This window comes from Flavobacterium branchiarum, from assembly GCF_030409845.1.
Classification (GTDB): Bacteria; Bacteroidota; Bacteroidia; order Flavobacteriales; family Flavobacteriaceae; genus Flavobacterium; species Flavobacterium branchiarum.
The window spans coordinates 1,397,185-1,409,619 of sequence record NZ_JAUFQQ010000005.1 but is presented as its reverse complement, the minus strand read 5'-3'; the positions used below and the strand labels follow the sequence as shown (position 1 = coordinate 1,409,619).

Below are 12,435 nucleotides of genomic sequence, written 5' to 3'. Positions count from 1 at the left end.
ACTGAAAAAAGTTTTTTTATTTAAACTAAAAATATAAATTTGCTCCACTACAAGTTTATTATAACTAAAAAATAAAATTATTTAAAACTATTAAAATTAAAAAAAATGGCAAACGTTAAAGTTAAAAAAGAAAGTACTTCAAATGGCGGAGGAATGGTGTCAGGATTGATTATTGCAGCATGTATTTTTGTGGGTTGGTGTATTTGGAATTTCTTAATGGGATCTCCTTCGAATTTTGAAGGTGGTACTGTTGAAGGGCATCCATTAAATATATTAGGTATGGTTTACCATGGTGGTCTTATCGTACCAATTTTGTTAGGTATGTTATTAATGGTTCTTGTTTTCTCTATCGAAAGATATACAGTTATATCTAAAGCAGCTGGAAAAGTAAACTTGGATAAATTCATGAAAAACGTACAAGGAAGTATTAAAGAAGGAAACATTGATGCTGCTATCGCTGCATGTGACAAACAAGAAGGTTCAGTTGCAAATGCAATTAAATCAGCTTTAATTAAATACCAAGAAGTTAAAAAAGAAGGATTTAATAGTGAAGAAGCTTCTGAAACTATCCATAAAGAAATCGAAGAGGTAACTTCATTAGAAATGCCAATGTTAGAGAAAAACATGACAATTATCTCAGCTTTAGTATCTTTAGGTACATTAGGAGGATTGTTAGGAACAGTATCTGGTATGATTAAAGCATTTAGCGCGTTAGCTGCTACAGGTACTCCTGATCAAGCTGCACTTGCAAATGGTATTTCTGAGGCACTTGTAAATACTGCAACTGGTATTAGTACTTCTATCTTTGCTATTATTGCTTACAACTTCTTTACATCTAAAATTGACGACTTAACTTACTCTATTGATGAGGCTGGTACTACTATCGTTAATACTTACAGACATTTCAGAGGAAGTTTAAGACAATAATTAATTCTTTAGCATGATTATTGCTAAATTTAAAAATAAAAGATAATGGCAAAAATAAAAATGAAAAAAAAGTCAATGTCTACGGACATGACTGCAATGTGTGATGTTGCGTTTCTTTTGTTGACATTCTTTATCTTGACTGCTACTGCAAAAGTGCCTGAGGCACTTCCTGTAGACACACCTTCATCTACTGTACAAACTAAATTACCTGAAACGGATTTAGCTACTATTACAATAGGAAAAGGAAAAGTATTTTTTGATTTAAAAGGAAGAGAAGTTCGTAAAAGAACTTTGGAGCTTATGTCAGAGAAATATGGTGTTGCTTTTACTGATGATGATAAAGCTGAATTCTCTTTAATGGAAGGATTTGGAGTTCCGATTTCAAATCTGAAAGAAATCATTGAAATGAAAGCGGCTGATAGAAGTAAAGCTGGTCAACCTGGTATTCCTAAAGACTCTTTAGATAATCAGTTAAAAGAATGGATTTACAATGCGCGTATTGCAAACATTGAAGTTGCTGATAAAGAATTACAATTCGCTATAAAAGGTGATGCAAAGGAAGAATATCCTGCAATTCGTAAAGTAATGGACATTTTGCAAGAGCAAAAGATCAATACCTTTAACTTGGTTACTGGTTTGAGAGGAAAAGACTTTTAATTAAAAAACATACACTAAAATGGCTGAATTAAATACCGGCGACGGTGGAGGCGGAAAAGGTGGTAAAGTAAGAAGTAAAAAGCAAAACGCAAAAGTAGATTTAACTGCGATGGTGGATTTAGCTTTCTTATTAATCACATTCTTTATGCTTACCACTACGTTGTCAAAGCCTCAATCGATGAGCTTGGGGTTGCCAGATAAAGAGAAAGATCCTAATGAAAAGAATGATATAAAAGTTGATGAAAATCGTACTATGACATTAATGTTAGGTGCTGATAATAAGTTAACTTATTATATGGGATTGCTAGAAACTCCTATCGCTGGACCTAAAGAAATTGCTTACGGTAAAGATGGGATTCGTAAAGAATTGTTAAGCAGAAAAAAATCTGTTTTAGAATATTCTGCTGGAATTGGGAAACCAAAAAACGGTATTATTGTGATCATTAAACCGACAAAAAAATCTACCTATAAAAATTTGGTTGATATCTTGGATGAAATGGCTATTACTGGTGTAGAAACCTATGCAATTGTTAATGAGTTTTCACCAGAGGAAGCAAAATTGGTAGATAAAAAATAAGAGCAATCTTATCTTTTAACACCCTAATAATCAATAAAAATGAAATTAGATATTATAAAAAACCAGTGGCTTGATATCGTATTCGAAGGGCGTAACAAGATATATGGTGCATATGAGCTAAGAAAATCTAATCAGAAGACTACGGTAAGAGCACTTATCATAGGATCTATTATTTTTTCACTTCTTATTGCTGCTCCAGTTATCGCGAACCTTTTACCTGATTCTAAAACAGAAGAAGAAACTAAGGATATTAAGATTACCACTGTAAAATTACCTCCTAAGAAAGAGGAAATTAAGCCTAATCTTCCACCTCCACCACCGCCACCTCCAAAAGTGGATCAAGTGAAGTTTGTGAAGCCGGTTGTAGCAAAAGCTAATGAAGTAACTGAAGAGCCACCAAAATTAGTGGAGCTTAAAGAGAAAAAAATTGGTGCTGAAACTATTAAAGGTGATCCAGATGCAGTATTATCTGTTGAACCAGTAGGTACAGGAACAGCTGCAGTAGTTGAAGAAGATAACCAAGTGTATAGCACTGCTGGTATCGAAGTTAAACCAGAATTCCCTGGAGGAATCGAAAAATTCTACAAATTTGTAGCTAATAATTACAGATCTCCAGAAGAAGAAGGTTTAAAAGGTAAAGTTTTTGTAACTTTCGTAGTTGAAAAAGACGGTTCATTAACAGACATTAAAGTTTTAAGAGACATCGGTTACGGAACAGGAGCCGAAGCTATTAGAGTTTTAAAGAAGTGTCCAAAATGGAACCCTGGAGAACAAAATGGTAAAAAAGTTAGAGTACTATACTCTCTTCCTATTACTATTCAAACTGCAGAGTAATGTTGAAACAACTGCTTGATAATATTAAGAAGAAATCGCTAAAAGAGCGATTTCTTCTTGTTTTAGGAATGTTCTTCTTCCTAATGTATTTCGTAATAGGTTTAGCCATTATTTTTTGGAAAACTTTACCAATTGCAATGGAATATAAATACAGAGTTGCTTTTGGTGTATTATTAATTGTATATTCGTTTATTAGATTTGTTAGATTTTTTAATTCAAATACAGACTAGACATGCTTAAGAATAGTAAAATTTTGTTATTAGTAATGTTTGGTTTCTTATTCGTTACTTGTAATCAAAAAGAAAAAGGTAAAGATGAAAAAGAAACGATACTTAAAGGCAGTATGGATATTGCTGTAGATGAAACATTGGTTCCTATTGTTGAAGATCAGGTAGCTGTTTTTGAGGGAACTTATGATGCAAAAATTACTATCAAACCTAAATCTGAAGCTGAAGTTATTAATGATTTATTGAATCAAAAAGCTAGTGTTGCTTTTACAGCACGTGATTTAACCAAAGAAGAGAGAGACGTTTTTAATAAAAAGAAAATAGTACCCAAAGTGTCACCAGTTGCTATAGATGCAATTGCATTTATTTCTAACAAAGGCAATAATGATACTTTAATTGCGTTGAAAACTGTAATTAATTTTATGCAAGGTAAACCCGAATCTAATATTAAAGGCTTAGTCTTTGATAATCCAAACTCGAGTACGTTACGTTATTTAAAATCTTTAGCGGAAATTAAAGATATTCCTAAAGAAGGTGTTTTTTCATTTAAAACAAATGAAGAAGTAATTAAATTCGTTTCCGAAAATAATGGAATGATTGGGGTTGTAGGTGTAAATTGGTTATCACAACCATCTCCAGAATTAAATAAATATGTGGCTAAAGTAAATGTGTTGAGTGTAAAAGGTCTTAATAGTGATAAGTATATTGCTCCAACTCAAAACAACATAGCAGAAGAGACTTATCCTTTGGCACGTGATTTGTATATTATAAATTGTCAAGGTTACTCTGGTTTAGGTATAGGGTTTGCTTCTTTTGTAGGAGGGGATATTGGACAAAGAATAGTCTTAAAATCTGGATTATTGCCAATACGAGTTCCTGGAAGAAAGCTCATTATTAGAAATGAAATTATTAAAGAAAAAGAATAAATTAATTATAATAGAGATGAATAAATTTAAAATTTTTAGTGTTGCATTAATGGCGACAGCTGCTGGTGCCTATGCACAAGATATAAGCCAAGCGAAAAAAGCTATCGATGCAGAGCAATTTGAAAAAGCAAAAACAGTTCTACAATCAATTATTAAAGCAAAACCAACAGATGGTGAGGCTCCGTTTATATTGGGTAATGTTTACTTAAGTCAACAAGTTGCTGACTCAGCTAAGATATATTATCTTAATAGTGTGGCTGCTTCAAGTCGTGCTAATCTTGGTTATATTGGTTTAGGTCAATTAGATTTAGACAATAAAAACATAGCGGGTGCTCAAGCTAATTTTGCTTCTGCAACTAAGCCAATGAAAAGAAAAGATGTAGAAGAGTTTATCTACATTGGTAAAGCATATATAAATTCTGTTAATCCAGATTACAAAGCGGCTATTGCTACTTTAAACCGTGCATTAACTATAGATCCGCAAAATGCACAAGTACTTTTAGCACTTGGTGATGCATATTATGGAGATAATAATCAAAATGAAGCTTATAAAGCATACCGTAATGCATTTCAAGCAGATCCAACTTTGTTGAGAGCAAAAATGCAACTTGGAGTATTGTTAAAAGGGGCAAAATCTTATGATGAAGCTATTAAAGCATTCAACGAAGTTATCGCTTTAGATGCTAATTATGGTCCTGTTTACAGAGAGTTAGCTGAAACATATTACAAATGGGCAAGAAACAAGCCTTCTACAAGAGAAGCTAATTATAAAAAAGCAATTACTAACTACGAGAAATATTTAACGCTTACTGATTATTCTATTCATTCTAGAATGCGTCATGCAGATTTCTTAATTTTAGTTGAAGACTACAAAGCTTTAGAGAAAGAGGCTAATGAAATGATTAAGTTAGATAAAGTAAATCCTAGAATTTTTAGATATTTAGGATATGCTGCTTACGAAAATGGTAATGTTGATGTAGCTATTAAGTCGTTAGAAGATTATGTAAAGAATCCTTCAAACAAAATTATTGCTAAAGATTATTTGTATTTAGGTTTTGCGAAAATTAAAAAAGGAACAAGTGCTGATGGTGCTTCAATCGATCCAGCAGCATTCGAAGCAGGGTTAGTTGAAATTAGAAAAGCTGTAGCAATGGAGCCTTTAGCAGTTCAAGATTTAGGTGATCTTGGAAAAGCATTGTTTGGAAAAAAACTATACAAAGAAGCTGCTGCTCTTTTTGAATTTGGTACTAAAGTTCCAGAATCTTCAACTTACTTAGATGATAATGTTTATTATGGATTATCTATATTCTATGATAATAATAAAGCTAATGTTAAGCCAGATCCTATTGCTTTACAAAAAGCAGATGCTGCATTTGTAAACGTACTTACGGCTTCACCAACATATCAAGAAGCTTACTTATACAGAGCAAGAACAAATAGATTACTTGAGAATGATGAAGTAATGACTAAGAACTATGAAGAGTATGTTGCAAAAACTACTGAAAAGGGAGCTGAAGAGCTTGCGAAACCAGCAGTTAAAACTAAATTCATAGAAGCTTACAATAATATTGCTGCTAGTTATGCTAATACAGATAAAGCTAAAGCAATTGAATATTTTAATAAAACGTTAGCATTAGATCCTACTAACGCATACGCAACACAGTCTTTGAATACTTTGAAATAATTTAAAGTTTACAGATATTTTTAAACCGATAACTCTTTGAGTTATCGGTTTTTTTATTGTTCCATTTTTTATTGACTATCTTTGCACTTTAAATTTTAGTAATGTTATCAAAAGAAATGCAATTAGAAGTAAATAAAGGTGCGATGTTGCCCTTGATGGAAGAGTTTTACACGATTCAAGGTGAAGGATTTCATACAGGAACAGCAGCTTATTTTATCCGTATTGGTGGGTGTGATGTAGGTTGCCATTGGTGTGATGTTAAAGAAAGCTGGAATGCAGAATTGCATCCGCCAACAAGTGTTGACTTAATTGTGAGTAATGCTAGTAAATATGCTGATACAGTTGTTATTACTGGTGGTGAGCCATTAACATGGGACATGACTGTACTGACGAAGGAATTGAAAAATAAAAATTTGAAAGTCCACATCGAAACCTCAGGAGCTTATCCGTTAACAGGAACGTGGGATTGGATCTGTCTTTCGCCAAAAAAGAATAAATTGCCTACACAAACAGTTTATGATAATGCTCATGAGTTAAAGGTTATCATTTATAATAAGCATGATTTTATCTTTGCAGAAGAACAGGCTGAATTGGTAAATGGAAACGCAATATTATTTCTTCAGCCAGAATGGAGTAAGAAAGAAGAAATGACGCCACTTATTGTTGAGTATGTGATGAACAATCCAAAATGGAGAGTATCACTTCAAACGCATAAATATTTAAATATTCCTTAAAGGGTGTTTATATAATAAAGAAAGCCTTTTCATATGAAAAGGCTTTCTTTGTTTTTATTGCGAAAGATGTAAAAGAGGTATTGGCTAAATAGTATATGTTATGTGTAAAGAAGGTTCAATTTATATTTACTTAATGATCCTTTTTTAACCGTTACCATTCTTTGTGTTTTTTTAATGTTGTAATATGTGTCAGGTGATGATTTCCATGCCAAGCGTAGGTTCCTATTATTTGTTTAAGAGACACAATCGAATTGTTTTCAGGATGAATAAAGGTTTTTTCAAGGTCAGCTTTGGATATGTTTTTCATAATATAGGCTAAACGAAAGTGCAATCCCTCTAGTAATGACAAAGTAGGTTGAATTGGCATTGTTAAATCGTCAGGTAATTCAGCCCATAAATCTTCATGATACCCTTTTATTATCGGATTGTCTTCTGTTAAAGTCCATTTTATTCTAATAAAACAATTCATGTGACTTTCGGCACAATGATGAATGAGTTGTCTTACCGACCAGCCATCTGGGCGATATGGAGTATTAAGTTGTTCGTCGGATAAATTAATAACCTCTTTTTTTAATCTTTCAGGAAAAGATGAAATCTCTTCGATTTTGTTTGAAATATATACAGTTGAATAAACATCAGGTGCTATGAATTTTCCGATAGGATATTTTAATTTCTCTAAATCTAAATTTTCCATTTTGTTATGTTTTATTTTAAACAGTAAGTCTGGCTAAATAATCATAATGTTCTCCTTCTAAAACAAGTTCACATTTAAAACCGTTTGCCATGGCGGCATTTTGTAGTGTGTTGTAATCTAGATATAACCATTCAAAAGCATTTTCTTTTTCTCCTTTATAAGAGATGTTGAAAGTAACTTCTCCATAATACTCATTATCCGATGGAATCCATTTCCCGCCGTCCTCGTCTTCGTCAAACATATATATAATGTCAGAGCTGTCTAGTAAGATTTGTCCTCCTGGATTTAAGAGAGATTTAAGCTTGGTTAAAAATTTATTGCAATTTTCTAGTTTTCCAAAAATCCCCACACCATTCATTAATAATATAATTGTATCGTATTTTTCTCCTTCAAGAGTTAGTATATCTTGTACATTCGCATTTATTACCCCACGAAGTTTACAAGTTTCAATTGCCTTTTCAGAAATATCTATCGAGGTTACGTCAAGTTTCTTTTCATTCTGCAGATACAAACTGTGACTTCCTGCGCCGCAACCCACATCAAGTACTTTTCCTTTAGCAAGTTCCAATGCTTTTTGTTCTAGTTTAGGCATTTCTTTAAAAGAGCGAAATAAATAAGCAACGCTCATTTCGTCAGCCTCAGAAATTGTAGTTTCGGTAATTAAATCCTCAGGTGAATTATTGGTCTGGAAATCCAGCATTGCTTTCCCAAAAAGGTCTTTCATCGTATTTTAGTTCAAAGTTTAAGGTTTCGAGTTTAAAGTTGTTTAATTTTGCAGTTCAACTTTAAATCTTAAACTTGAAAGAAATTTTAAACAACTTAAATAAGTTGGCCAAAGATAAGCATATCGAAAACAAAAAGTATTTCGATAAGCTTAAAAAGAAACAACCTAAAAATTTAGATTACGTAATGCAGGAATTACATGATGCTGAATTTAGGAAAACAGATTGTTTAAAATGTGCTAATTGTTGCAAAACAACAGGGCCATTATTTACAGATGCTGATATCGAGCGTATCTCAAAACATTTACGACAAAAGCCGCAACAGTTTATTGAGCAATACCTTCGTATAGATGAGGATAAGGATTATGTTTTGCAAAGTGTTCCATGTACTTTTCTAGATAATGAAAACTATTGTATGATTTATGATGTGCGACCTAAAGCATGTCGTGAATTCCCGCATACAGATCGCAAAAAGTTTCAGCAAATTTCAGACTTAACACTTAAAAACGTTGCAATGTGCCCAGCAGCATTTAATATTGTAGAAGCAATGAAAAAACGCTTGCCTTTATAAGGAAGACTTTTGCCTTAAATATTTCGTAATTGTTTTTGCGAGTAATTTAAGTTTACTTATTAAACCGTATTTTTGAACTTATAAAAAGACACCCAATTAATTTGAATCTAGAATATTTTATAGCCAAAAGACTTATTACTGCCAAGGATCATAAAAGCAGTATCTCTGCGCCAATTATAAAAATTGCAATCTCGGCTATTGCAATCGGAATAATAATGATGTTGGTTTCGGTAGCAACTGGAATTGGATTGCAGAAAAAAATACGTGAAAAAGTATCGGCTTTCAATGGACAGGTAATAATCTCTAATTACGATAACAACCAGTCGGAAGTAACAATCAGTCCAATATCCATAAAACAAGATTTTTATCCTAAGTTTACTTCAGTGCCAGAAGTAAACCATATTCAGGCAATAGCAAGTAAAGCTGGAATAATAAGAACCGAAGCAGCTTTTGAGGGAATTATATTCAAAGGAGTTGGTGCCGATTATGATTGGAATAATATAAAGGAGTATTTAGTTGATGGTAAACTTCCAGATTTCACTAAAACCATTAATGAAGAAGTTTTGCTATCTCGGTTCCTTGCTGATAGGTTAAACCTGAAAGTAGGGGATGCGTTCAATACGTTCTTTATAAAAGAAGATCAAAACAAATTACCAAATGTTCGTAGATTCAAAATTGCAGGAATCTTCAATTCAGGATTTCAGGATTTCGATGCTACCTATATAATAGGGGATATTCGCCATATACAGCGTATTAATAAATGGGCTCCAGATCAAGTTGGAGCATTTGAGGTTTTCTTAAAAGACTTTGGAAGTATAAAAACTACGGGAGACAAAATATATCAGCAAACATCATCAACACTCGACACAAAAACCATTATCGAGAAATACAGCTACATTTTTGATTGGTTAGAGCTTTTCGATTTTAATATAATAGTTATTCTAGGTATTATGATTATAGTAGCAACTATAAATATGGTAGTTGCATTGTTAGTTTTAATATTAGAACGTACACAAATGATAGGTATCTTAAAAGCATTAGGTGCTAACAATTGGGTTATTCGGAAAATATTCCTTTATAATGCGCTTTACCTAATAGTAAGAGGATTGTTCTGGGGTAACCTTATTGGGATTTCACTTTTGTTAATCCAGCAGCAGTTTGGGATTATTCAACTTAATCCTGAAAACTATTATGTCAATCAAGCGCCAGTTTATCTCAATTGGGGATATGTGTTATTGCTGAATCTGCTTACCATAACAGTTTGTTTCTTGGTACTATTGATTCCTTCCTATATAATAACGAAGATTTCTCCAGTCAAAGCAATACGATTTGATTAATTTCTAGGAGCTTTTACCTGCTATGCGCTTCAATCTTGTCCTTTTTAAAGAAAAAAGGGCAAGGATTTCCGCTTCTATCAGGGCTAGGAGGGGTAAAATAGAGGATAAACGACATATTTAACGACAATATAATAAGCTTGTGTCTTTGCGTCTTCGCGAGAACCCCAGTAAAAGCGAGTGAAAACAAGGAAAGAGAATGCTACCCCACAGAAAAACCTCATAAAACGCAAAAACACCCAAATGTTAAAATTAACGTTATCAATACATTAAGAAATAATCAAAAAATAATCAAAAAATAAACGCAAAAACACAAGCGGAAAGTATTGTTTATCTATAAAAAGGTGGTAGTTTTGCACCCGCAACAAATAAGACGTTCACTGAAATACTGACAAGCAAATAATCAAAATTAGAAACGAAAGTTTTAAAAATAAAGATTAAAAAAAGCTTGTGAGTTTGGAAAACGAAAGTTACATTTGCACCCCGCAAAAGAAGCGAAGTTCCTTGAAATACTGCTAAGATAAGAAGTGAAATTAGAAATAAAAATTTCTAAAAAAAACTTCAAAAATATCTTGCCAGTTAAAAAGGAGTTCATTACTTTTGCATCCGCTTTGAGAAACAAGCGATACAAAAATAAAGAGAAAGTTCTTAGACATATTGAATTGACAGCCGTTTCGAAAGAGATTTCGAAACAAATAATAAAGAGTAATAGAATCGCAAGATTTGAATATAACCGATAGAATCTGAGTCGCAATATAATATAAAAAATATACGATGAAGAGTTTGATCCTGGCTCAGGATGAACGCTAGCGGCAGGCTTAACACATGCAAGTCGAGGGGTATGCTTCTTCGGGAGCAGAGACCGGCGCACGGGTGCGTAACGCGTATGCAATCTACCTTTTACAGAGGGATAGCCCAGAGAAATTTGGATTAATACCTCATAGCATTGCAGAATGGCATCATTCAGCAATTAAAGTCACAACGGTAAAAGATGAGCATGCGTCCCATTAGCTAGTTGGTAAGGTAACGGCTTACCAAGGCTACGATGGGTAGGGGTCCTGAGAGGGAGATCCCCCACACTGGTACTGAGACACGGACCAGACTCCTACGGGAGGCAGCAGTGAGGAATATTGGACAATGGGCGCAAGCCTGATCCAGCCATGCCGCGTGCAGGATGACGGTCCTATGGATTGTAAACTGCTTTTATACAGGAAGAAACCCTGGTTCGTGAACCAGCTTGACGGTACTGTAAGAATAAGGATCGGCTAACTCCGTGCCAGCAGCCGCGGTAATACGGAGGATCCAAGCGTTATCCGGAATCATTGGGTTTAAAGGGTCCGTAGGCGGTTTAGTAAGTCAGTGGTGAAAGCCCATCGCTCAACGGTGGAACGGCCATTGATACTGCTAAACTTGAATTATTAGGAAGTAACTAGAATATGTAGTGTAGCGGTGAAATGCTTAGAGATTACATGGAATACCAATTGCGAAGGCAGGTTACTACTAATTGATTGACGCTGATGGACGAAAGCGTGGGTAGCGAACAGGATTAGATACCCTGGTAGTCCACGCCGTAAACGATGGATACTAGCTGTTGGGAGCAATCTCAGTGGCTAAGCGAAAGTGATAAGTATCCCACCTGGGGAGTACGTTCGCAAGAATGAAACTCAAAGGAATTGACGGGGGCCCGCACAAGCGGTGGAGCATGTGGTTTAATTCGATGATACGCGAGGAACCTTACCAAGGCTTAAATGTAGTTTGACCGATTTGGAAACAGATTTTTCGCAAGACAAATTACAAGGTGCTGCATGGTTGTCGTCAGCTCGTGCCGTGAGGTGTCAGGTTAAGTCCTATAACGAGCGCAACCCCTGTTGTTAGTTGCCAGCGAGTCATGTCGGGAACTCTAACAAGACTGCCAGTGCAAACTGTGAGGAAGGTGGGGATGACGTCAAATCATCACGGCCCTTACGCCTTGGGCTACACACGTGCTACAATGGCCGGTACAGAGAGCAGCCACTGGGCGACCAGGAGCGAATCTATAAAACCGGTCACAGTTCGGATCGGAGTCTGCAACTCGACTCCGTGAAGCTGGAATCGCTAGTAATCGGATATCAGCCATGATCCGGTGAATACGTTCCCGGGCCTTGTACACACCGCCCGTCAAGCCATGGAAGCTGGGGGTGCCTGAAGTCGGTGACCGCAAGGAGCTGCCTAGGGTAAAACTGGTAACTAGGGCTAAGTCGTAACAAGGTAGCCGTACCGGAAGGTGCGGCTGGAACACCTCCTTTCTAGAGCCTTAGTGTTAGCTATATGCACGCTAGGGAAAGAAGACGAAAGATACTAAAGGTTCATCTCTAAAGATTATATTACTCTGCTGTTAGTTCAAATAATAAATTTAAGTAAAACAGAGTCTCGTAGCTCAGCTGGTTAGAGTACTACACTGATAATGTAGGGGTCGGCAGTTCGAGTCTGCCCGGGACTACTATTTAAAACTTAAATAAAAGGAAATTTTAGAAGTTGAGCATTTATGAGTGAATTCATAACTCATAAT

General features: G+C 34.8%; 12 protein-coding genes, 1 tRNA gene and 1 rRNA gene. 12 read left to right on the top strand and 2 right to left on the bottom strand.

Annotation, left to right across the window (positions count from 1 at the left end):
* Window positions 1-105: 105 nt before the first annotated feature.
* The 8 genes from QWY99_RS18040 to QWY99_RS18005 all read left to right on the top strand — a co-directional run bounded on the left by QWY99_RS18040 (window position 106) and on the right by QWY99_RS18005 (window position 6,566).
* Complete coding sequence (locus QWY99_RS18040) at window positions 106-927, top strand: MotA/TolQ/ExbB proton channel family protein (RefSeq protein ID WP_290267105.1); 822 nt, start codon at window positions 106-108, stop codon at window positions 925-927.
* A gap of 45 nt (window positions 928-972) precedes the next feature.
* Window positions 973-1,584: an ExbD/TolR family protein gene (locus tag QWY99_RS18035; protein ID WP_290267104.1), complete on the top strand. Its 612-nt coding sequence runs from the start codon at window positions 973-975 to the stop codon at window positions 1,582-1,584.
* A gap of 19 nt (window positions 1,585-1,603) precedes the next feature.
* The gene (locus QWY99_RS18030) at window positions 1,604-2,161 is read left to right on the top strand and encodes an ExbD/TolR family protein (RefSeq protein ID WP_290267103.1); all 558 of its coding nucleotides are present in this window, start codon (window positions 1,604-1,606) and stop codon (window positions 2,159-2,161) included.
* A 39-nt stretch (window positions 2,162-2,200) separates the two neighbouring features.
* Entirely contained in the window at window positions 2,201-2,995 is a 795-nt protein-coding gene (locus QWY99_RS18025; RefSeq protein ID WP_290267102.1) for an energy transducer TonB, read from the top strand.
* Window positions 2,995-3,225 (top strand): hypothetical protein, encoded by a 231-nt coding sequence (locus QWY99_RS18020; RefSeq protein ID WP_129540726.1) that lies wholly within the window; start codon window positions 2,995-2,997, stop codon window positions 3,223-3,225. Before QWY99_RS18025 ends, QWY99_RS18020 begins: the two co-directional genes overlap by 1 nt.
* Before the next feature lie 2 nt (window positions 3,226-3,227).
* Window positions 3,228-4,148: a PstS family phosphate ABC transporter substrate-binding protein gene (locus QWY99_RS18015; RefSeq protein ID WP_290267101.1), complete on the top strand. Its 921-nt coding sequence runs from the start codon at window positions 3,228-3,230 to the stop codon at window positions 4,146-4,148.
* Window positions 4,149-4,164: 16 nt separating this feature from the next.
* Entirely contained in the window at window positions 4,165-5,832 is a 1,668-nt protein-coding gene (locus QWY99_RS18010) for a tetratricopeptide repeat protein (protein ID WP_290267100.1), read from the top strand.
* A gap of 101 nt (window positions 5,833-5,933) precedes the next feature.
* Window positions 5,934-6,566 (top strand): 7-carboxy-7-deazaguanine synthase QueE, encoded by a 633-nt coding sequence (locus tag QWY99_RS18005; protein ID WP_290267099.1) that lies wholly within the window; start codon window positions 5,934-5,936, stop codon window positions 6,564-6,566.
* Window positions 6,567-6,717: 151 nt separating this feature from the next.
* On the opposite strand, the gene QWY99_RS18000 is transcribed toward QWY99_RS18005, so the two are convergent.
* Window positions 6,718-7,260 (bottom strand): YfiT family bacillithiol transferase, encoded by a 543-nt coding sequence (locus QWY99_RS18000; RefSeq protein WP_290267098.1) that lies wholly within the window; start codon window positions 7,258-7,260, stop codon window positions 6,718-6,720.
* A 16-nt stretch (window positions 7,261-7,276) separates the two neighbouring features.
* Window positions 7,277-7,984 carry a class I SAM-dependent methyltransferase gene (locus tag QWY99_RS17995; protein WP_290267097.1) on the bottom strand — a complete coding sequence of 236 codons (708 nt, stop codon included), beginning with the start codon at window positions 7,982-7,984 and terminating at the stop codon, window positions 7,277-7,279.
* Between the two features lie 74 nt (window positions 7,985-8,058).
* Between QWY99_RS17995 and QWY99_RS17990 the strand changes: the two genes are divergently transcribed.
* The 4 genes from QWY99_RS17990 (at window position 8,059) to QWY99_RS17975 (ending at window position 12,366) form a co-directional block, all read left to right on the top strand.
* Window positions 8,059-8,553: a YkgJ family cysteine cluster protein gene (locus QWY99_RS17990; RefSeq protein ID WP_129540731.1), complete on the top strand. Its 495-nt coding sequence runs from the start codon at window positions 8,059-8,061 to the stop codon at window positions 8,551-8,553.
* A 101-nt stretch (window positions 8,554-8,654) separates the two neighbouring features.
* The gene (locus QWY99_RS17985) at window positions 8,655-9,890 is read left to right on the top strand and encodes an ABC transporter permease (RefSeq protein WP_290267096.1); all 1,236 of its coding nucleotides are present in this window, start codon (window positions 8,655-8,657) and stop codon (window positions 9,888-9,890) included.
* A 768-nt stretch (window positions 9,891-10,658) separates the two neighbouring features.
* Window positions 10,659-12,172, top strand: a 16S ribosomal RNA gene (locus QWY99_RS17980).
* A 120-nt stretch (window positions 12,173-12,292) separates the two neighbouring features.
* Window positions 12,293-12,366, top strand: a tRNA-Ile gene (locus tag QWY99_RS17975).
* The last annotated feature ends 69 nt before the right edge of the window (window positions 12,367-12,435 follow it).

Coding starts and splice junctions, on each gene's coding strand:
- QWY99_RS18020 (WP_129540726.1), top strand. CDS start 2,995: ATGTTGAAACAACTGCTTGATAATATTAAGAAGAAATCGCTAAAAGAG.
- QWY99_RS18000 (WP_290267098.1), bottom strand. CDS start 7,260: ATGGAAAATTTAGATTTAGAGAAATTAAAATATCCTATCGGAAAATTC.
- QWY99_RS17995 (WP_290267097.1), bottom strand. CDS start 7,984: ATGAAAGACCTTTTTGGGAAAGCAATGCTGGATTTCCAGACCAATAAT.
- QWY99_RS18010 (WP_290267100.1), top strand. CDS start 4,165: ATGAATAAATTTAAAATTTTTAGTGTTGCATTAATGGCGACAGCTGCT.
- QWY99_RS18030 (WP_290267103.1), top strand. CDS start 1,604: ATGGCTGAATTAAATACCGGCGACGGTGGAGGCGGAAAAGGTGGTAAA.
- QWY99_RS18005 (WP_290267099.1), top strand. CDS start 5,934: ATGTTATCAAAAGAAATGCAATTAGAAGTAAATAAAGGTGCGATGTTG.
- QWY99_RS18040 (WP_290267105.1), top strand. CDS start 106: ATGGCAAACGTTAAAGTTAAAAAAGAAAGTACTTCAAATGGCGGAGGA.
- QWY99_RS18015 (WP_290267101.1), top strand. CDS start 3,228: ATGCTTAAGAATAGTAAAATTTTGTTATTAGTAATGTTTGGTTTCTTA.
- QWY99_RS18025 (WP_290267102.1), top strand. CDS start 2,201: ATGAAATTAGATATTATAAAAAACCAGTGGCTTGATATCGTATTCGAA.
- QWY99_RS18035 (WP_290267104.1), top strand. CDS start 973: ATGGCAAAAATAAAAATGAAAAAAAAGTCAATGTCTACGGACATGACT.